Origin of the sequence: Muribaculum sp., assembly GCF_029051885.1 — a bacterium.
GTDB lineage: Bacteria > Bacteroidota > Bacteroidia > Bacteroidales > Muribaculaceae > Muribaculum.
In genome coordinates this window covers 1-21,325 of sequence record NZ_JAIDKI010000063.1, presented here as the reverse complement: position 1 = coordinate 21,325, position 21,325 = coordinate 1, and the positions used below count along the sequence as shown (strand labels likewise).

Below are 21,325 nucleotides of genomic sequence, written 5' to 3'. Positions count from 1 at the left end.
TCCTTCGTCACATGTCGAAAATCGTCTCAAGCTATACGACCCTGGCGGCAACATTTATTATTAAACAAGCTCTTATGTTAAGATTCAGAGAGGATTTCCGAGAATGTTTTTTATAAGAGAGTCTATTGTTCGCCGAAAAGCGCGCAAAAGCCCTGTTTATTAAACTGATAGTACATTTCTATGCGTTCGGGAGTATCATTTTCAAGCAGCAGAAGCAACTCTTTGGCAAATTCGAGGGTGGCAGACCCGTTGGCGGTCACTATATTTCCGCAGCTGACTGCCTGAGCATTTACATATCCGTCTGAGTTGGTGTAGTTGTCACCGCCCCAGAGTCGCAGTTGCTCCTGTCCGTTGCCGGTGTGTCTTACCGTATTGAGAAAACCGTGCTTAGCCATGAATGACGCCGCATTGCAGATGGCTCCGACAATACGGCCTTTCTCGATAGCTTGCCTAACAATAGGCACGACTCTATCAGCGACGGGCGTACTCCAGCCGAAACCGCCAATCAGCACCAGAGCTGCATTATCGTCGGGAATCGTTTCAAATGAATAGTCAGGCACTGTGCGGAAGCCGCCTATTGATTTTACAGGCTCCAGTGTCGGAGCTAAAACCTTATTGACATACTTCGGATTTTCCTTAAGTGCGTATTCATCAGAGGCGATAGCCTGGGAAAGATATACAGCTTCGTGGGCTGCATAATCGGGCAAGAGGATGTATAGGATTTCGTTGCTCATATTGCCGTGGGCTACTTTTTCCATCGTTTGAGGTTCGGGAAAAATTGGCGCATCATATCCTTGGCCTCATCCTTGGTCATGTTTTGTCCCGACTGTCTGTTTATCTCATCGGTAAATTGGGCGCAGTGTTCAATCATCTGTTCCATAGTCATATCCTGAGTGAACTTACCACCCTCATAGCAATAGATGCAGTAGTCTTCATTGCGGCTACCGTCGGCATTGGTTCCGATTATGTCGTTGTTAAGCGGCATTCCGCAACTTTGACAAAATTTCATGTCCATAGATAGATTCTATTAATAAATTAATAATGCAGTAAAGATATCGCCAATTGTCAGTCCGATAAGCTATAACCAACAATAGGATATAAGTAAGTCGTAAAAATTATTACGTATATGGATACTTTTAAAATAAAACTTTATATTTCAGGCGGAGTCTTTTTGCCGCTTTTCCCTCTCTTCGTCAGTCATGTAGCTCGCTACACTCCTTCCTCATTGAGGAAAAATCAATCAAAAATCTCTCGCCGGAAATATAAAATAATTTTAACGACTTACATAATTGCAAATATACCGATATTCCGTGTATTTACCAATTTTTACTTGTCACGATTCAATAACGCAGTTGCTGGCTTTGGCGAATTCATCAGTTTGGCTGATGTATCCCAGATATGCTCCGCAGCTTCGTCGTCAGACAAGGAGACGAAGCATATTATCCTGTCGGTGCCGAGCCCATATTCTTTCGTACCCGCATTAGAGATTGTTTATGATTTATGCAATGCGCACCATTCATTCAGTATAGCTGCAAAGTCATCTATCATAAGTCTGAAATCATAATCAGTTTTTTTGCTCAAGCGCTTTGCACACTGACCGACGGCATGAAGGAGGTATTCACTCAACACTTGTTTCTGCTTATGCCGGGACAGGTCGCTAAACTCTTTCTCCAATACAATGCCTACACGCATTGTCCCGGTATCTGACCTGAATGGTCCATATGTGAAGCGGTTGCGCAGATAATAACCGTTGTCTTCAATCTCTTTTTCAGAGAACATACCCAGCAAAGCCGCATAGAAGTCCTTCTGTTTCAGGCGCAGAGATTCATCGGCGATGATATAATTTGTTTTGCAATGATAATTGTCATAGAAACTGAACGAACAGTTGAGTATTATCCGGTTGACTGCATTGCCGTATAGCTCCGGGCGCATCCTCTGATTCAATACCGGCTGAAGCTCTTTTTCCATACTTTCTATCACGGGCTTTGAATTTTCATAACAATTGGCAAGCCCTCGTGTGATATGAATCGGATTTTTGGATATCCAGTTGCGCTGACTGCTTAGTTTCGCTGACTGAATTTCACCTATGGTATCCCCAGAAATCTGCTGCATGATTGCCTCCGGAGCATCAGGGCTTTCATGATAATGCGAAGAGCCGAAATCAATGGCTATGCCATCTTTCCTCTTTGACCATACAGCGTCAAAAAATCGGGGTCGGGAGTCGCGGTTGATAAAATATGTGTTGGGGTTGCCGTTGAAATAGATGCCTCTTATTGCCTCGAGAGGTTCGTGGCTGCCCCAGCCGACAATAGCAAGACACTCACAGAGCCTTACGGCCATATTCCATTCAGCCGCATTTCGGTATTGGCTGTATTTAAGAAATTCGGCAAACAGATATTCCCGTACACTGTCAGAATCGGGCAGTGTAAGCAGATATTCTCTAAGTTGCTGCAAATCGGCAATGTCGTAAATCTTTGGAAGCATTCTGTTATGTGGGTTAGAGTATGTTTTAATAGCGACAACATAACTTGTGGTCTATGTTTTTTGTCGGTTTTTCATTATCTGTTCGAAGTTATCGCGTCCCCAGTCGAGCAAAGCCTCGATATGTGGCAACAGTGTCTTTCCGAAATCGGTGACGGAATACTCAGTCCTTGGAGGTACATCAGGGAACAGTTCACGCTGTATTATTCCATCTGCCGTAAGTTGTTTCAAAACTTGTGACAGAACCTTCTCCGAAATAGACGGAATATCGCGGTACAGTTCGTTGAAGCGCATAGGGCTACTATTGGAAATCTTCACGAGAACAACCAGTGCCCACTTGTTGCCAAGCCATTCAAGCATCGGAGCCGCCTTACAGTATTCGTAGTCTAATTTTTTTGCCATTGTCAACCATGCAAAATTGATTGATTGTTAGTAAAACTGACTTTCCGGTAAGGGTCAAACCTCTTGGTAAGTCATTGCTTTCGCTCTGATAATCACCTAATTTTGCATCACGAAGTTATAAAAAATAATCGAGATATGATATATCCGGAACTACATTTCACAGGACAGGTATGGCGACCGCCATACGAAGCCAACTCACAGCTCCTGCAACTCACTTCGGGATGCACGTGGCACAAATGCAAGTTTTGCAGCCTTTACCATGGTACTCCGTTCCATATGTCGCCGTTATCGGAGGTGGAGGAAGATTTGAAAGTTATCCGCCGGTGGCAGCCACGCGCCCGGCGTGTCTATCTCACCGGGGCAAATCCATTCGCATTGAGTTATAATAAGTTAATTGATGTCGCTCTCCTTCTGAGAAAGTATCTGCCCTACATGGTATCGTTCGGAATGTTCGCCCGTGTGACAGACATCATGCAAAAGTCAGTGGAGGAACTGAAGAATCTGAGACATCTCAAACTCGACAGCATCAACATCGGCATCGAGACAGCCCACAACCCGACTCTGGAGCGGATGAACAAAGGCTACCATGCCTCGGATATTCTTGAGCAACTGTCAAAACTCGATGAGGCCGGAATCCGCTACAATGTATTTTATCTTAACGGTCTCGGAGGTAAAGGTAACGGTGAGGCAAGCGCGATAGCCACTGCCGATGTGCTGAACAAGCTGCATCCCTGCATCATCAATATCGTGTCGCTGACAATCTTTCCTGAATCCCTGTTATATCAGGAGGTATTGGACGGCACATATATCGAGGAGCCGGAGATTGAGCGTCTGGTCGAGATGCGCACTCTTATCGACCGACTTAATATCAGGGTCAATCTGCTGGGGCACCATATATCCAATACAGTACCGATTACCGGAGCATTGCCGCATGACAAAATCGCAATCCTCCGCGAGTTTGACAAAGCAATAGCTCGGTTCCCTGAAAAGGAACTGAAAGCCTATCGAAACAGTATCTGGCATCTGTGAACTATGTGCCACTACTTGGGAGAATAAAGAGAGAGCTCGCTGAATTTCAGCGAGCTCTTTCCAAACTCAGCGGAGAGAGAGGGATTCGAACCCCCGGAGGTGTGACCCTCAACGGTTTTCAAGACCGCCGCAATCGACCACTCTGCCATCTCTCCAAAGATGTTTTTATGTATATCCGGAATCGCGTTTTATTGTTTTTCCGAATGATGGTGCAAAGGTAAGATGTTTTTTTTAATTATGCAATAGTTGGACTGGATTTTCTGGAAAATTTGTCTCAAAAATTCATAGATTGTCTAATCTTATCACTACCTGCTCAAATGCAAAAATATGCATGGTGAGTCACCGCCCTGACGGAAACATTGATTATACATGCTCTAAATGTTAATGGATGAACAAATAATGGTGTGGAGTGTAATAACAATAAATCATGTGTTTTGCATGATTAACCAAAGGTTTATCTAATAATAACAACTTTTTACTCCAAAATTCTAAAAGTATCTATTATGAAGAAGCTACTTATTGCACTCGCAGCAGTGGTTATGTCGCTTTCGGCAAGCGCTCAGTCATGGTGGGTTGACGGTCAGTTAAGTGCCAACCAGAACAAGCATGGCGATTTTAAGAATATCAGCGTATCGGTTCTTCCTGAGGTCGGTTACAATGTTGGCAATTGGGACATCGCGGCACAGTTCGGTCTGGCTTACGCGCATCAGAAGGATGGCGACGGTGCTTCAATTCATGGCGCATCATTAAAGTTTAATCCTTTTGTGCGTTATACCTTTGTCAATATCGGCAAGGTTGGATTCTATGTTGATCTTGCAGGCCAGTTCCAGACAGGTAAGTTTTTTGACGAGGACGTATCGGGCGAAGAGATTATCAACGGCACTCTCTGGGGCGTCGGTCTGAAGCCGGGCGTAAAGTATGCCATCAATGACCATGTCGTTTTTTCGGCCGCTCTCGGATTCCTCGGTTATAAGCGCTGTCACGACTATGAGTTTGCCGGCATGAGTTTCAATACCGGCAATATGAGTCTGGGTGTTACTTATGTGTTCTAAGTGAATCATTCTCAATACAGGAGGCTCCGGCATATATTGATGCCGGAGCTTTTTGTATAGTGTGTCACGGGAGTTTGTGGGTTATTGCTCTCGGTGTCGTCACATTACGGTGTAGCGTGTCGTGGTTGCGCATACTGGTTTTATGTCGACGGAGGTGTTGATATATATCATTGATAGTTTTGCTGCATTCCGGCAGGAGGGTATTATGCATAAGAGCCGGCTATAAAAAAGGCGCCCCGTCGAGGGCGCCTTGTGTGTGTCAATCATATGTTTCAGCTGTAGTATTCTATCTTTAGAGCAAGATTTGAGTCGGTTTTTGGCTTAATTTCCGATCATCAGAGGAGTAGAGGAATTGTAAAAAAAAGTCATAGGTGTCGAGATCGCCTTTCAGCGTGGGTGATTGGCCTATGGCACAATCTTAGCGGTAGTCCTTCAGAGTCTGCTGCAGACGCTGGCGGGCGAAGAATATGCGGCTCTTTACGGTGCCGAGCGGAAGATTCATCTTCTCGGCAATCTCGTTGTATTTGTAGCCTGCTACATGCATAGAGAAGGGGATGCGGTAATCGTCGGAAAACGCATTGATGGCTTCTGTGATTTCTTTGGCTGCAACAGATCCTTCGGGAGTCTCAAATCCGGAATCCTGCGGGAGGTTCAGGTGGTAGAGGTCCTCGGTCTGGTCGATGATTGTAGCCGAGCGTACTACCTTTCGGTAGTTGTTGATAAAGATGTTGCGCATGATTGTGAACACCCAACCCTTGAAGTTGACGTTGTCGACATATTTGTCCTGGTTGTCGAGCGCCTTTAGGGTGGTATCCTGAAGAAGATCATAGGCATCATCGCGGTTTGCCGTAAGGATATAGGCAAAGTTCAGAAGATTTTTCTGGAGACCTAAGAGTTTGGTTTGGAAATTAGACGAACCCATAACTAAGTATTTTATGTGTGTGTGACTTTTTTTGTTTGGTTGATGTCATTCGCTTCACAGATGTGTTACAGAATGATTACGATGCAAATGTAGATATAATTTTTGAACTGACAATATCTTTTGATGGAAAAATTTACTTAATTTGATTTTTTAACATTTGCAAATTATCAATATTTTAAAAATCAAGTACTTGTGTATTTTGTGTGTTTGTTGTGTGGTTTCAAACAAATTACAATTGTTGCACAATTCGATTAATGGGGGCTTTTGTTAACTTAAAATTTAGTTAATTGAGGTCGTACTCTGATTTTATGTGTCAACAATTACGGTTCTTTTGTGTAATATGACTGTTGTGGGAATGGTATATGATTGCAATCTATACGTCACTGAATTGTAATATCTGATGGTGCTTTATTGTGCTCTTGATATAGAATTTCCCGTAGTTCGGACTGCATGTTATGCTCTAAGAACCGTTAGTTTTATTGTCGATGACCGCCTATAGTAAGTCTGGGTATCGACGTGCATCAGGCTCCGTAGGGTATATATAATGCGCCCGGCCTGCTGGTGAAAGCGAAGCCGGGCGCAATGTCAAGGTTGATGTGTTCGATATTAATTTGCAGAGTCAATCTGGCGCAACAGCTCTTCAATGGCAGTCTGAAGCTGGGTGTCTACGCCTTTAACCACAGTAGCAGGGTCGTTGGCAACCTTTATGTCCGGTTCGAGCTGAGAATTTTCCAGGTAGTTGCCTTCGGCAGTCCGGTAGCCTATAACGGGGATGCCGAATACAAGCGACGGGTCCTGAAGTGTCTCCCAGTTGACTGATGTCATGGTGCCGGGGACTGGCATGCCTACGAGTTTGCCCATGCCCTTGTGTTTGTATACCCACGGTGTGCCATGTGCGTTGCTGTAGTTGGCCTCACACTGGAGCATGATGCTTGGTTTGTTCCATCGGCGTGAAGGCATGTCGCATATATCTGTGCCGCGGATTACCTGTGTCAGATATTTTTCGCCGCTGAAAAGCATCTCGATATCCTCATGCAGGCGGCCGCCGCCATTCCAGCGGGTGTCGATTACAATACCCTCCTTGCCTACATATTTTCCGAGCAGGTCGGTATAGATGCGGCGGAAGCTGGCATCGTCCATCGAGCGGAGGTGTACGTATCCCAGACGTCCGCCCGACATGCGCTCGGTGTCGGCCTCGCGCTGTTTCACCCAGCGGCGGTAGAGCAGGTCGTTGAGACGCGCCTGTGAAATCGGGAGCACAACTTCGTCTACACTGTTGCCGTTGCCATTGTAAAGTGTGACAAGAGTCTTTTTGCCTGCGACATCGGCAAGCAGTGATGTATAGTCGGTCGAGTCATTAAGAGCCACACCGTTGATTTTTTCAATGATGGTGCCTTTTTTGATTACAGTGTTGGCATGGTCAAACGGACCACCTTCGATTACTTCGGCCACTCGCAGGCCGTCGCCATAGTAGTCCCAGTCGAAGAATAGGCCGAGAGAGGCTGTACGCTCGCCGGATGCCGAAGGGTAATAGCGGCCGCCGGTATGCGACACATTGAGCTCGCCGAGCAGTTCCGACAGGAGGTCGGCGAAGTCGTAGTTGTTGTTTATGTGGGGGAGAAACTTGCGGTAGGCATCTGTCATGGCTTCCCAGTCGACGCCGTGCATGTTTTTCTCGTAGAAGCGGGCGGCTTCCTCCTGCTTCACATAGTTGAACATGTATTCGCGCTCGGCCTTGGGGTCAATCTTCATTGTAGCCGAATATTTGATAGGCTTGATTGTCTCAGAGGATATGCTCATCTTGCCCAGTCCGTCGGAACCGAGCAGATACAGGGTGTTGCCATCCTTGTCGGTCTGGATTGAGCGATGGCGGTATCCGAGTTTCTTGACCATGGATGTCTCGTGCTTGCGGAGATCGGTTTTCCAGAGGTCGTATCCGTCGTCAAATTCCGCAAAGAAGTAAAGGGTCTCGCCGTCGTCGGTGACTATGAAGTCGCCCAGCGACGATGACATCGGGGTGACGCGCACCATGCGGTCGCGCAGACCGTTGAGCTCGACGTTGATTGTTTTCTTGTCGGCCTTGGAGTCGCTGTCATCCTTTTTTTCACTCTTTTTCTTCTTGTCTTTGCCTTTTTTCTTGTCGCCGGCGGCTTTGTCGGCCTTGTCTTTGTCCTCTTTCTGTTGCTTTTCGAGTTCTTTGCGCAGTTCGTAGTCCTCCTTCGACAGGCGGTACTTGTCGTAGGCATCCTGGTTTAGGAACACGAGCATCACATCCTCCTGAGAGCCCCAGCTTGCATGGCTGCGCATGCCGTAGCGGTCAGAGCCGAATGCGATGGCATTGCCGTCGAGAGCCCATCGGGGATGTGTGTCGAAATACGATGACTGAGTGATGTTGGTAACCTCAGGTGTGCCCTCGGTGTTTACGATGGCCACGTCGGCATATGGCTCGTGGCCGTTGCCGGTGAGTTCAAAAGCAATCCATCTGCTGTCGGGCGACCATACATAATAGAAGCCTCCGTCGCGCTCCGGATTGGGAGAGCCGTCGGTGAGCTGGCGCACCTTTCCGGTGGCGACATTCATCACCATCAGCTTGTTGCGGTCCTCGATAAATGCGAGGCTCTTTCCGTCGGGCGAATACTGCGGATATGTACGTTCGATGTTGTCGCTGAAGAGCGGGCGCTCGTTGATGGTAGTGGCGTTGGGGAAGTTGAGGTCATCCTTACGGCCTATTGAGGCTTCGTAGAGCGCATAGTGTCCGTCGCGCTCGCTCACATATACCATCGACCGGTTGTCGGTGTTCCAGGTTATCAGTCCCTCGGCCTGCGGGGTGTGGGTAATCTGTCGGGTGGTAGGATATTCGACAGATGTCACAAACACCTCTCCGCGGTCGACAAACGCCACCTGCTTTCCGTCGGGCGACACCTTCGCGCCTGACGACGAGCGCACCGAAGTCTTGTAGTCGGGTATCTCTTCGTCTATCACAACATCGACGGCCACTTTTGCAGGAGAAGCGCCTGGACGCATGGTATAGAGCTCGCCGTCGTATGTAAAGGCAAGCGTGCCGTTGCCGGCGATTGACAGAAACCTCACAGGGTGTGTGGTAAAGTCTGTGACTTTGGTCATCTTCGACGGATTGCCGACGGGGAACGACCATACGTTGAGCGACTTGTCGCCGTTGCGTTCGCTGATGAAGTATGCTGTGGTGCCGTCAGGCGACACTACCGGATTCAGGTCCTCGCCTCCGCGTGATGTAAGGTTGGTATGCTTTCCTGTAGCCACATCGTAGCGCCATACGTCGCGTGTCACAGATGATGTATGATGTTTGCGCCATATGTCCTCCAACCCTTTGCGGTCCTGATACAGAAACCATTTTCCGTCGGGCGACCAGCTCATGGCCTCGGCGGGGGTGGCGAGCATGCGGGTGGTGCGTCCTCCATCTACCGCCACTTTGTATACCTCGCCAAGACGGGCTGTCGGGAACAGTGCGCTTTCGGCGGGGTCCTGGATAGCGGCTGAGAAGATTACATACTTGCCGTCGGGGGTAAATGCTACGGGCACTTCCTTGGCCGAGTTGCGGGTGAGACGCAGCGGTGTGCCCCCGGTGCTGTCCATTACAAAGATATCGAAGCTACCCTCGCGGTCGCTGGCGAAAGCTATCTTGCTGCCGTCGGGCGACCATACGGGCGACGCCTCATGCGAGTCGAGAGTTGTGAGTCGTGTGGCAGTGCCACCTGCGGCCGGCACCGTGAATATATCGCCTTTGTAGGTAAAGGCGATACGGGAGCCGTCGGGAGCTATCGCGGCGTCGCGAAGCCACAACGGAGTTGCGGCCGATGCAGTCATCGCTACAGCCGACAGCGATAATGTTAACAGAAGTCTTGACATTGGTCTATTATTATTAAACAAACTCTTAGTGTGATTCAGATAATGATATATGCCTGTTGGCCGGTGGAGTAGGGGATACGCACATGGCGCCATATCCCCGGAAAATAAGGGAACAGGCGCCATGAGATAAGCTGCAGCAGGTGTTGCCTGATGGCGATCAGCGCGGAATCTTCAAGGTCTGTCCCTCGCGGATGGCCGAGCCCGACATGCCGTTGGCTTTCTGGATTGCCTCGACAGTAGTGCCCTTTGCCTTGGCTATACGGTAAAGGCTTTCACCCTTTTTCACCTTGTGGTTGGTAAATCCACCTTTGCTTTTTGTCGATGTTTTTGTCGATGATGAGGCCGACTGCTTTTTCTGTCTGGTCGGAGTGGCTGTCGCGGCACTCTTCTTGGCTTTCTTGGCCGTGTCGGAAGCCACTGCGGCTACGGTCTCTGTCACGGTCTTTTCGGCATCGGACGATGCTTCGGCAATACAGTCGGAGGTATTTGTCTCGGGGGCAGTTTCGGAGGCCGGCTTTTCTACGCGTACCCGCTCATATGTGTTAATCTTCAGATTGCGTCCGCGTGGCACACTGTTTTTGCGCAGACCGTTCCACTTCTTGATGTCGGACACCGACACGCCATATTTCTTGGCGATGCCCGAGAGGGTCTCGCCGCGTTTTACCTTGTGGGTCTTTACTACGAGTTTGGTGGAAAACTCGCTGTTGTTTTCAAGCTCTTCGAGTGAGGTCGGCTCCACTACCGAGCGACGGGCATAGAGGGTTGCATCGCGTCCGGCTATGCTGTCCTCGCTCATTATGTAGCTGTATACCTGCATCGAGGGGAGCACAAGCGAGTAGGGCTTGATGTCGCCGGGGATTATATCGTGGCGATATTGGGGGTTGAGCACGCGTATCTCCTCTACCGGGATATTAAGTACCTGGGATATCTGATTGAAATTTACGCGTTTGCTTACATGCACTGAATCGGTTATTATCGGGCGTTTTGCCAGGGCCGGAGATATACCATGTAGATTGTAGTATGTCATCACATAGTTGGCCGCGATAAATGCCGGCACATATCCGCGTGTTTCCTGCGGAAGGAAATAGTATATGCTCCAGAAATCTTTGTCTTTTTTGTCTTCTATCCCGGCACGGCGCAGTGCCTTGTTGACATTGCCGGGGCCGCAGTTGTAGGCCGCGATAGCGAGCGACCAGTCATCATACATATTGTAGAGCTGCTTGAGATATACGGCCGCTGCTTCCGACGACACATGTGGGTCGCGGCGTTCGTCGACGAGCGTGGAGATTTCCATGCCGAGCCCGCGGGCTGTCGGGAGCATGAATTGCCACAGACCTGTGGCTCCGGCTCTGGATACGGCATCGGGATTGAGTGCCGACTCTATAACCGGCAGGTAGCGTAGCTCCAGAGGCACACCGTGGCGCTCCAGTGCTTGCTCGAAGATAGGCATATAGTACAGGCTCATGCCGAGCATGGCCTCGACCAGCTCGCGTTTGCGCTGTGTATACATATTTATATATGAGCGCACAATCTGGTTGTAAGGCATCTCGATTGTGGTCGGGAGTGCCGACAGGCGCTTTATGTATACCTCGTCGGTGGCATTGAGGGGTTGCGATTTGTCAAAATTGGTATCGAGCACAGTATAGTTCTGAAGATACCAGTTCTGTAGCATCTTGTGGGTGTCGGTCTCGAAGCTCTCGGGGTAGGTGATTGAGTTGTCGGAAATGGAGTGCTTCAGCGACAATATCGATGGCGCAGCCGATGCGGTGATGGCTGCGCAGGCGATGATTAGGGATGAAATGACTTTTTTCATTGTCCGTGGTCGTGATTGAGGTGGTTGTTGAGAGGGGGAGAGAGGGATGGTGTGGATAATGGCCGTAAAAATTGCTAAAGATTAGAAATTTACGGCCCAGAGGAGTCCGATGCCCGGGCGTGAGCCTCGTGCGTCGGGAATTATGGCGGGAGAGAAATCGACCGAGAGGTCGGGCGATATGTCGAAGTGGGTGAGCGACGCATCTACATATGCGTCGACCATAGCCACGAGATAGAGTCCGATCATTGATATGATACAGAGGTCGCGGTTGCGTCGGAAATAATCCTTGCGTGCTTTGAATGTCTTTTCAAGCCAGCTTTTGTTGAGCTGCGACTCATCGGTGTTGGGTGGATAGAAATCCATGTACGACCGAGTGTTGGGGTCGCTGTCCATGAGGTCGCGATAGGCCTGGGTGTAGTCGGTAAGCATGCGGTTGTTCCACGTAAGGCCGTAGGTAAGCCCCATGAAGCCGCCGACTACGAGCGGCAGTTTCCAGTATCTGCGGTTGTAGAGCTGTCCAAGACCGGGGAACAGCGCCGAAAGCCATACCGCGCGCTTGGGGTCGGGATTAAACTCGCGCACGATATAGTCGGGGTCGAATCCGGCTACGATACTGTCGTTGGCACAATCCGTGCAGTTGTCAACCGGAATCATCCCTTCTGGAATGATTACCGTCGAGTCACCTTCGTCTACAATCGAATCGCCCTCTACGAGGGTGCGCATATTGCGGTCAAGCTCAAGGTGTATGCTGTCGGGAAAAGCCTTGTAGTCGACCGGCACAGAGTCGGTCGGTACAGAAATTTCGTGTTCGGTTGCGTCGGCTATCGGCACAATCGGGCCTGAGATAACGGACGTGGTATCATCCGCCATGACGGGATGAAATAAAGAAGCTGAAAAAATGTTAAAGGGAGTCAACAGCGCCAGAATCACGATAAAAATCGAGACGGGCGTTGCAGTTTCCCTGAAAATGCCATGTTGTGCTGTCTTCTTTTTTTTCATCACATAATTGTGGCATACACAGATAGTTGCGCGCTAATTAGGGTGAAAAGCGCAACCGTCTGTCAGCCTTCTGAATGCTTTATAGTGTCAAAGATAGCAATTAATTGCTCAAGTTCATCCTCATTTTTAAACGGAAAGGTGATTTTTCCTTTTCCCTTGGCGTTGCATGTAAACTGCACGGGACGTCGGAACGATGCACTGAGGTGCTTCTTGAGTATGTCGTAATCGTTTGCCCGGCTGTCGGCTTTTTTCGCTGCTGTAGCTTCCTCTCCGGCCTCGTCGGCTTCACGATAGGCCTTGGCAAGTTCTTCGACTTTGCGTACCGACAGGCCATGCCGCAGGATTTCATTATATAGCTTTAGCTGTAGGGCAGGTTTGTCTATCGACAGTAGAGCGCGTGCGTGTCCCATGTCGACCCGCTTGTCGCGCAGGCCGAGCTGCACCTCTGCCGGAAGTTTCAGCAGGCGCAGGAAGTTGGCTATTGTGGCGCGTTTTTTGCCGATGCGCTCGCTGAGGCGCTCCTGTGTGAGCTGGTACTGGTCGATTAGTTTCTTGAATGTCAGCGCTATTTCGATGGCATTGAGATCTTCTCGCTGGATATTCTCTATGAGCGCCATCTCTGTAAGCTCGCTGTCGTTGGCCGTGCGTATGTATGCGGGCACGGATGTCAGTCCGGCCTTGATTGCGGCTCGGTAGCGACGCTCGCCGGCGATAATCTGGTATGCATCGGGGCCTGTCTTTCGTAGCGAAAGCGGCTGTATGATGCCAAGCTCGCGTATGGATACGGCAAGTTCGTCGAGGGCTTCTTCGTCGAATGTCGTACGCGGCTGGTCGGGATTTGGAGAGATGTGGGTTACGTCTATATCGTTTATGGCCGATGAGCCGCGTGCGGGCACATCGTCCATTGAAATCAGTGAGTCAAGCCCTCGGCCGAGGGCATTGCGGCGTATCGGTGGCATCCGTTTGAGTTTTATCTACGCTTGGTAAGTCGTAAAGGTTATTCTATGTTACGTGAGGATTGAAGGCCGGGGCGCCTCATTGGAGATATGACAGCCCGGCGATGTAGTGGGCTGTCGGTTTACTGGGCGAGAGCTTCGGCAGTATTGCGCTGTGGTGTCTTGCGGTGTTTTGCGATGAGCTCTTTTGCAAGCATTGTGTGGCTTGTGGCTCCGCGGCTTTCGGGATCATAGAGCAGAGCCGGCAGGCCATGTGAAGGAGCTTCGCTCAGACGTATGTTGCGAGGTATTACTGTTGAGAATACCATGTCGCCGAAATGCCCCTTTAGTTCCTCGTAAATCTGGTTGGCAAGGCGCAGACGGGCGTCGTACATAGTAAGTAGAAAACCTTCGATTTCCAGTTGCGGGTTCAGCTTCGACTTTATTATGCGTATGGTGTTGAGCAGTTTGCTGATACCCTCGAGGGCAAAATATTCGGCCTGTACGGGTATGATGACAGAGTCGGCTGCTGTAAGGGCGTTGACGGTGATAAGTCCGAGCGAGGGCGAACAGTCGATAAGTATATAATCGTAGCGTTCGGTCACCGGGCGCAGCACGTTGAGGAGTATCTTTTCGCGGTGTGGTTTGCCTACCAGTTCGAGCTCGGCTCCTGCAAGATCTATGCGCGACCCTACCAGATCGAGCCCTTCGACACATGTGGGTGTCTGCGAGCCGTCGAGTGGATAATCGTCGACAAGGCATTCATAAATTGAGGATGACATTGACTTCGGATCTATGCCGTAGCCTGAGGTTGCGTTGGCCTGGGGGTCGGCGTCGATAATCAGCACCTTTTTGCCTTGGTTGGCAAGCGATGCTGCAAGATTGATGGTAGTCGTGGTCTTTCCCACACCACCCTTCTGGTTGGCGATAGCAATGATTTTACCCATAGTATAGCATTGAAGTGCCGGAAGCGTTCCCGGGTACTGCAAAGGTACTATTTTTCTATTGATTACTTAGGAAATGCTATGGTATAAAATGCGTTAAATGTTGATAAGTGGGTATTTGTGTTGATAACTGTAAGCGCGCCTCCGATAATGACACCGATACGGCCGAGATGTCGACATCGTATGCCACAGCCTTGGGCGAGCGTGGCCGGATGCGTGTAGCGTGATGGTAGTAGCTGTACTGACGGTCCCACGAGGTGACATATAGTTGTCGTGTCTCGCCCGGAGGGATGTTGGCGGTTATGGTGGCAGTGCGCGAGTGGAGCATCTCTCCGTTGTCGTGGCGACGGTATGTGAATTGCAGAGTTATCGACAGCATCGACATGGAGCGATGGTGGTTGGTCACGAAAAATGTCTCGCGCATGGAGCGGAGCGGCTTGTCGTACGATGTTATTGCGATGCTGTCGGGCGATATGCCGGGGCCTGCGATTGTGATGGTGTCGGTTGTGGCCGCCTGGTGTGTCGTGATACGAGGCCGCAGAGGCCCTTTGCGTGTGGTGTCGTCGCCGTATCCCTTGAGGAAGAGAAGAAGCAGACATGTGAGGATAGCAATCTTTTTCATGGAAGCGACAGCTTTAAAAGGGTGTGATGCGTATATTAAGAGCTTGTTTAATAATAAATGTTACCGTCAGGGCGGTCAATCGTCGAGCATATTTTCGCTTGTGATGAGGGAGTTATGGGGTTCCATAACGACCGAAGAGCAGGCGGAAAGATGCCGGCGATTGACCGACTGGAGGTAATTTGTTTAACATCGTTGATATATTTTTGCATTTATTTCAAAATCAGCAAGAGATTGAGGAATTATAAAATTACCGGTTGTCTCGTATATCTTGGCCGCTTTTCGCCCTGTTCCTCAGTCGTGTACATAAAGTACACTCCTTCGTCACATGTCGAAAATCGTCTCAAGCTATACGACCCTGGCGGCAACATTTATTATTAAACAAGCTCTAAACAAGCTCTATCTAAAGGTAGCGTGGCTCGACCGGTCCGGAGAGCGGACGAGGGAACACGCGTGTACATCCGTCGATATCTTTTGGTGCATCTGAGTCGGTAAGGCGCACGCTTATGCGCGACATGTACGGGATGAGCCTCCAGAGGTTGATTTTAAGGCGGCGGCTGTGCTGGCGGAAGGTAAGGTGGGCGTCGTCGACGAGGGTGAGGGTAAACCGTTTGGGGTTTCTCAATACCGGGCCTCCGTTGCCCGAAGTATATATCTCGGCGGCATATATTCCGGGGCGTGCGGTAGCAGAAACGTAGCCCATGAGTGTGCCCGGACGCAGTGACCGGCATGGCGACCGCATCACCACCATGCGGTAACGGACGGCATCGTCACCTCCGCGCATTGTATTGTCGGTATGACGTTCGATTGCTATGCAGCCTCCGTCGGACGGGAACGACCATATCCCTTCTATCCGGTGGAGAGGGCGGCTCTGCATGGCGCTGCGTACGCTGTCGGGATTGTCATATCCGGTAATCACGTGCGACTGTACCGGAAGTTTGCTTACCGGTTCACGTGCATAGGAATATGACGGCAGCAGTATTGTTGCGAATATAACTATGTATCGGAGGAGAGTCGACATTGAGGGAAGGGTGTGGGTCAGATGGTCTTGAACTGATACTGAAAGCCGAAGCTAAGAATCTCTTTCAGCTGCCAGTGGTGCCAGTTGGTGTCTTCAAGCGGTAGCTGATGAGAGTCGTAGCGCACATGTATGAAAAGCTGGGTGGAGAAATACCTGTTGATGGAGAAGTTGAAGGTATTTTCCCAATCGCCTTGTGTATAGTCGTAGTCGGTAAAGAGGAACAGGCGTGAGCTGTATGTCACATTCCAGGCGAGAGTCCATGTCAGCTTTACTTCAGCATTGCTACCGAATTCACTTATTGTATGGTGGCCGGGGTCGATGCCGAAATTTGATTTCGGGATTCCGGGATTGGTAGCAATCTTCAGGTTGTAGGAGAACGGCGATATGGAGGCGTCGAGAGTAAGTCTCCTCTCGGGATTCTTGTAGTTGTAGGTCATACCGACACCAAGGTTGAGCTCTCCGGGGGTCATGAATGCCGCTTTCAGTTCGCGTGTGTTGGGCTTGTAGTTGTTGAGAAGCTGGGTCTTGAACTGTGCGTTGAGCGAGTAGTACCACTTGTCGAAGGCCTTGAGACCGAGTGTGCCGTTGAACTGGAATTGATCCTGAGTGATGTTGTAGGCATGTATCGTGTCCTGAGGTGCGCTCGCTATACCTACCTTGTATTCAGTGGTGGCTTCCACGATGAATTCAGGATGGAACTTCTGGTTAAGTTTCACATTCCATTTGAATGACCCTATGCCGTTGACGTTGTTGTTGCCGCCCTGATACCAGTTGGGGCTTATGTATGCCTGTGAGAACTGCAGGCGTCCGTCGACATTATGCAGCCAGTTTTTCCGGTTCACATCTGTAAATCCGGCATCGGCCACGATTTGTTTCTTGTCGGTAATAATCTCCCTTATGGTAATTGATTCGGTCGAGGGGTCGACTGTAGCCGTGTATTTCTTTGGCGGTTTAGGCATTGTATAGATATTATACCTTACATCCTCGATGTTGTCGAGCATGTATCGCTGCTTTAACTCGCGGAAGGCTCTCGCTCTGTTGGCTTCGATTTTAATCCAGTCGAGATCGGCATACGGAGCTTCGACGAATGGCTCAGGATCAAATGGAGCAATCGAGTCCAGATGTCTGAACTCGTCGTATACCATAGGCATGAACAGTATTGACGGTAGCGGCGCTACCGGAAGAAACTTGAGCGGTTCGGGTTCTGATTCGGTTGTGAGCGTATCGGCCCACATGTCGTCGAATGCGGAAATGAGCTCGCCGTTCTCGTCAAGGTCCTCTTCGGTGAATGTCGATTCCTCGTCCTCGAGCAGTTCGAGCAATTTTCTGTCGGTATATCTGCCGGTGGTCGGATTTTCATCCGATGTTTCATATGCTGTTTGTGCCGATGCAATGGCTGCGGTAGCCACAATTACTGCCAAAATCATAAGCCGATGTATTCCGGTAGTCATATCTAAAGAGTTATTTTGCAAATATAATAAATTTGTATCTGTTGGGGAGAATGTATGATAAGAAATGTTAAGATTGCTGTCAGCTTGCATTTGCAATCTGCGGTAATACCGTCAGCGTGGCTGCTGCCATGACCGGGGAGCTGTCTGCTTACGCCAGCTCCAGCGTCTGATGGGGCGCGAGAGCAATGCGTATGGCACACTCCATAGCATATGGCGCTGGTCGAGAGCCATGGCCACACGGTTGAAGGCTATGCCCAGTGTGGCCCAGAGCGCGATGCCGGCAAGTGCTATGCTGCCGAGGACAGTGCATGAAAATGCCATGTTGACTCCGGAGAATGCACCTCCGCTTATGCAAAGGGTGCATACCGAGGCTGCTAAAGTGGCCAGAAACCATATCCATGGCAGTATATATGCGGCGGCGATGCGTGTATTCGGCCTTTTGGTGCAGAAGTTTTCCATCAGCCGGTGGCGTTCGCGCTTTATCCGGTAATATCCGGGAGTATCGTCGGGGGCTTCGGTAGTGACGCGACTGTCGGGGGAGAGCACAACGGCCGTATTGCTGTCGGTGGCAACTTCTGACACGAATACGTCGTCATCGCCATACTGTAGATTCAGAGAGTTGCCAAATCCCATGTGGCTGAAAAACATGCTGCGTCGTATCCCCATATTGTCGCCGTCGCCGCGCCACGGCTTGCTGTCGATGGCATCGGCGAGCCATTCCATATCGCTGATGAGTATGTCGTGGTGCATTCCGCGGCTGAGTCGGCGGCTGTCTGTATCTGATTTGCCCGGACCGGCATATCCCAGTACCATGTCGATATCCCTGTCGTGGAAAGGGGCGGTCATTGCCGACAGCCAGTAGGGTCCGGGGAGTCGGCTCTCGGATGTGAGAAACAACACGATAGGATTGTGTGCTGCTTTTATGCCGAGGGTGAGGGCAAGTTTTTTTCGCGATATATTGCGTGTGTCGTAGGGGGTGAATGTGCGTCGCAGGCCGGGATATGTATTCTCTATGGTGGTGAGAAGGTCCTCGACGCCATTGTCTTTTCCGTCGTTTACCACAATTATCTCCTTGGCGGCGTCATAATGCTGCTCGTGGAGGCCTTTTATCACTTCCTCCAGCCCCTTTGAGTTGGCATATGTGTAGACGATGACCGACACCGGCAGAGTGCCGCTTTCGGGTGCAGGACTGTCGGATAATGCGTGCCGCAGACGCTTAAGCATCGGTATGTATATGATAATGAGCACCACAGCCGCAATGCAGGCTATGGCCGCAAACGCTACAGAAAGCTCTTGACTGGCAGCAAATGAGAGAATCACCGGGTTATGTCGAGTTGTTTGGTTTGTGCGGTGTGGTATTCCGCGCTGTATGCCTGCAAATTTACAAACTATCGGTTAATTTCCCAAAAACGCGAGTATGCATATATGAAAAAAGTCCTCCGGCTGTCGGGCCGGAGGACTCTGTGTATATAGCGTCACATTCTGACTTTTGTAGTTTCGGTTGAGCCGTCGCTGTATATTACCGTTTTTATGAATATTCCTGAGCGTGGATTTTCAATCCGGCATCCTGACATATTGTAGTATATGGTACGCTCGATATTTTTAAGCAGGAATATCGGGTCGGATGATGATGTGCCATCGGTGATGAGAGCCGACTGGGCGAGTATGTTGCCCTCTTCAGGGTCGCCTTCGATATAGTATAACTGCACTCCGGCTGTTGCCGCAGTCATACCGTCGGCATATATGTTGGCAGTGCGTTTTGTGCCGTCAACGATAAAGGCTATGCCGTACTGGTCGGTGTAATCGACAGGTACGAAGGTCATTTCGGGATTGATGTTGGGCTGTGCGGCAAATGTGTACGGTGCTCCGTCGAAGAATATGCGGTAGTAGAGTTTTGTCGGGTCGATGCTTTCACCGTCGGTATTTGAAGCCGTGAGGTTGAATGACACGCTTTCCGACGGATCCCATGGTTTGGTGGGTACATAATGTGATATGTCCCATGGATTCATCGGTGTGACGTTTTGTGCCGAAGCCGGATAGGATACAAGTGAGGAGCTGGCAATGATGTTGCTCTCTGAGGGTTCGCCCTCGATATAATACAGCTGTATGCCTACTGTCTCTATGTCAGTGTCATACATGTAGATTATGCGCAGGGCCTCGTAGGATGTGAATGAGCCGCCATTATCGAAGTTGAAGGGTATGAACGTAGTCGGCTGTTCGAGCCCGGGATAGGTATATGCTCCAGGAATGAAAGTGAATGGCTTGCCGTTGATGAATACTCGGTAGTAGAGATTGTCGGCATCGAGGAGCTGACCGTCGCTATTCAGTGAGGAGACACAGAAGTGTATATATTCCAGGTCATCGGGACCTGAAGGGATGTGGTGGCCTAAATCCCATGGGGCGGTAAGTGTCTTGGATATGTCGTCAGATGTGGCTTCGATTACGGGTGACTCGACATATTCCATATAGTTGATATGGTCGGGGTTCTTGTTGTATACAAGCAGCCATCCCTCGGGTGCGGTCAGTTTCTGTGTCGACTCATCGTAATCGAATGTGATGTTGTCTCTGAATTTCAATACTCTCACTTCCTCCTTTTCTTCGTTGTCATATGTGGTTTCGTATTCGGCAGCGGTGAAGAATGCGAAGAATGCACCCGATGGAGAGAATCCGAGATATTGTCCGGAATCAAATGTTACATTCCTTCCGTCGCGCTTGCCTTTGATCCATGCCTCCGGAGCCATGTCGAATACACCACGCAGATATATGTTGTCGTGGTCGGTTCCCATTTCGATAAACCGGCCCATACCGTAGGGGTCGAGCATCGACATGCGGGTGATATCCATATCCTGAGGAATATCGGCGACAGTATGATTCATGGGCGTCCATGTGGAGAACACCTCTCCCTCGTAGACCCAGTCGTTTTCATGGTCGATTTTGCCGGGGAATATCATGCCGTTTTCCTGAATATCGGCTACGATAGTGCCGTCGTCGTTTACGCAGATAGTGTATCTGTTTTTGTCGGCCGAGACGGGGATGAAAGTTTTAGCGCTACTGGAGTATTCGACCATCGATACATAGAAATAGCTTGTATCCTTGCCGTAGTTGCGCACTGACATGAGTTGCGGAAACTCAAATGTGATGTTTTGTCCCTCTCTATGTCCTTTGATATAAGGATGTTCACCGTAATAGTTGTAATCGTATTGCGAAAAGAAGTCTTTGATGTACACATCTCCGTTGTCGTATTCAACGATTTCGGAAGGTAGATAGTCATATTCTGTGGTGGCATACTTATTGCCGAGAATCGCATAATAGGCTCCTCCGCTGCGGTGGTATATGGTGGTGGTGCCACCTTCGGGCAGTGTTGTCAACGGTTGGTCCTGTGCTGTTGCATAGCATGGCGACAGAAAGAGTGTGATAGATGCAAGAATCGTGTAGAGTTTTTTCATATACGTATTTTTTTTACTACTTACTTATAGAGTTTATGTGTTATGTGATTGGCCATTGGGACTATTCGGAGATTATAGGGCTGTGGCTATGTGGCAAATTTAATCATATTAATTCATGTATTCAAAATTATACCAATAAAAGTGTGTGATTATTAAAATTTCAATAGATTTGGTTGATTTATTTTAATCGGATGTGTGGTGCGGCTCTTTTTGGTCAGTAAGAGCTTGTTTAATAATAAATGTTGCCGCCAGGGTCGTATAGCTTGAGCCGATTTTCGACATGTGACGAAGGAGTGTACTTTATGTACACGACTGAGGAACAGGGC

General features: G+C 49.5%; 17 protein-coding genes and 1 tRNA gene. 2 read left to right on the top strand and 16 right to left on the bottom strand.

Annotated features, from left to right (window positions below):
• Nucleotides 1-122: 122 nt before the first annotated feature.
• The 4 genes from K2I50_RS02795 to K2I50_RS02780 all read right to left on the bottom strand — a co-directional run bounded on the left by K2I50_RS02795 (nucleotide 123) and on the right by K2I50_RS02780 (nucleotide 2,883).
• Entirely contained in the window at nucleotides 123-734 is a 612-nt protein-coding gene (locus K2I50_RS02795; RefSeq protein ID WP_301024727.1) for a DJ-1/PfpI family protein, read from the bottom strand.
• Between the two features lie 11 nt (nucleotides 735-745).
• Nucleotides 746-1,015: a zinc ribbon domain-containing protein gene (locus K2I50_RS02790; protein ID WP_301024726.1), complete on the bottom strand. Its 270-nt coding sequence runs from the start codon at nucleotides 1,013-1,015 to the stop codon at nucleotides 746-748.
• 476 nt (nucleotides 1,016-1,491) lie between these two features.
• Complete coding sequence (locus tag K2I50_RS02785; RefSeq protein WP_301024725.1) at nucleotides 1,492-2,484, bottom strand: hypothetical protein; 993 nt, start codon at nucleotides 2,482-2,484, stop codon at nucleotides 1,492-1,494.
• Nucleotides 2,485-2,535: 51 nt separating this feature from the next.
• Nucleotides 2,536-2,883 carry a winged helix-turn-helix transcriptional regulator gene (locus tag K2I50_RS02780; protein ID WP_301024724.1) on the bottom strand — a complete coding sequence of 116 codons (348 nt, stop codon included), beginning with the start codon at nucleotides 2,881-2,883 and terminating at the stop codon, nucleotides 2,536-2,538.
• Between the two features lie 135 nt (nucleotides 2,884-3,018).
• On the opposite strand from K2I50_RS02780, the gene K2I50_RS02775 reads away from it, so the two are divergent.
• Complete coding sequence (locus K2I50_RS02775) at nucleotides 3,019-3,912, top strand: radical SAM protein (protein ID WP_301024723.1); 894 nt, start codon at nucleotides 3,019-3,021, stop codon at nucleotides 3,910-3,912.
• Between the two features lie 70 nt (nucleotides 3,913-3,982).
• Here the strand turns inward: K2I50_RS02775 and K2I50_RS02770 are convergent.
• Nucleotides 3,983-4,067 (bottom strand) — tRNA-Ser (locus K2I50_RS02770).
• 348 nt (nucleotides 4,068-4,415) lie between these two features.
• Here K2I50_RS02770 and K2I50_RS02765 point away from each other — a divergent pair.
• Nucleotides 4,416-4,964 carry an outer membrane beta-barrel protein gene (locus K2I50_RS02765; protein ID WP_301024720.1) on the top strand — a complete coding sequence of 183 codons (549 nt, stop codon included), beginning with the start codon at nucleotides 4,416-4,418 and terminating at the stop codon, nucleotides 4,962-4,964.
• 418 nt (nucleotides 4,965-5,382) lie between these two features.
• On the opposite strand, the gene K2I50_RS02760 is transcribed toward K2I50_RS02765, so the two are convergent.
• The 11 genes from K2I50_RS02760 to K2I50_RS02710 all read right to left on the bottom strand — a co-directional run bounded on the left by K2I50_RS02760 (nucleotide 5,383) and on the right by K2I50_RS02710 (nucleotide 20,999).
• Complete coding sequence (locus K2I50_RS02760; protein WP_068961980.1) at nucleotides 5,383-5,886, bottom strand: RNA polymerase sigma factor; 504 nt, start codon at nucleotides 5,884-5,886, stop codon at nucleotides 5,383-5,385.
• A gap of 606 nt (nucleotides 5,887-6,492) precedes the next feature.
• Complete coding sequence (locus K2I50_RS02755; RefSeq protein ID WP_301024719.1) at nucleotides 6,493-9,771, bottom strand: S41 family peptidase; 3,279 nt, start codon at nucleotides 9,769-9,771, stop codon at nucleotides 6,493-6,495.
• 157 nt (nucleotides 9,772-9,928) lie between these two features.
• The gene (locus K2I50_RS02750; protein ID WP_301024718.1) at nucleotides 9,929-11,584 is read right to left on the bottom strand and encodes a LysM peptidoglycan-binding domain-containing protein; all 1,656 of its coding nucleotides are present in this window, start codon (nucleotides 11,582-11,584) and stop codon (nucleotides 9,929-9,931) included.
• A gap of 81 nt (nucleotides 11,585-11,665) precedes the next feature.
• Nucleotides 11,666-12,454 (bottom strand): DUF5683 domain-containing protein, encoded by a 789-nt coding sequence (locus K2I50_RS02745; protein ID WP_301024717.1) that lies wholly within the window; start codon nucleotides 12,452-12,454, stop codon nucleotides 11,666-11,668.
• A gap of 191 nt (nucleotides 12,455-12,645) precedes the next feature.
• Entirely contained in the window at nucleotides 12,646-13,542 is an 897-nt protein-coding gene (locus K2I50_RS02740; protein WP_301024716.1) for a ParB/RepB/Spo0J family partition protein, read from the bottom strand.
• 119 nt (nucleotides 13,543-13,661) lie between these two features.
• On the bottom strand, nucleotides 13,662-14,465 hold the full coding sequence (locus tag K2I50_RS02735; protein WP_068960012.1) for a ParA family protein: 804 nt from the start codon (nucleotides 14,463-14,465) through the stop codon (nucleotides 13,662-13,664).
• A 76-nt stretch (nucleotides 14,466-14,541) separates the two neighbouring features.
• On the bottom strand, nucleotides 14,542-15,084 hold the full coding sequence (locus K2I50_RS02730; RefSeq protein WP_301024715.1) for a hypothetical protein: 543 nt from the start codon (nucleotides 15,082-15,084) through the stop codon (nucleotides 14,542-14,544).
• Nucleotides 15,085-15,484: 400 nt separating this feature from the next.
• Nucleotides 15,485-16,102 carry a hypothetical protein gene (locus tag K2I50_RS02725; protein ID WP_301024714.1) on the bottom strand — a complete coding sequence of 206 codons (618 nt, stop codon included), beginning with the start codon at nucleotides 16,100-16,102 and terminating at the stop codon, nucleotides 15,485-15,487.
• 17 nt (nucleotides 16,103-16,119) lie between these two features.
• Complete coding sequence (locus K2I50_RS02720) at nucleotides 16,120-17,553, bottom strand: DUF3078 domain-containing protein (protein ID WP_301024713.1); 1,434 nt, start codon at nucleotides 17,551-17,553, stop codon at nucleotides 16,120-16,122.
• Nucleotides 17,554-17,664: 111 nt separating this feature from the next.
• Nucleotides 17,665-18,873, bottom strand: coding sequence for a glycosyltransferase family 2 protein (locus K2I50_RS02715; protein WP_301024712.1), 1,209 nt, complete (start codon nucleotides 18,871-18,873; stop codon nucleotides 17,665-17,667).
• 155 nt (nucleotides 18,874-19,028) lie between these two features.
• Nucleotides 19,029-20,999 (bottom strand): hypothetical protein, encoded by a 1,971-nt coding sequence (locus K2I50_RS02710; RefSeq protein WP_301024711.1) that lies wholly within the window; start codon nucleotides 20,997-20,999, stop codon nucleotides 19,029-19,031.
• Nucleotides 21,000-21,325 lie beyond the last annotated feature (326 nt).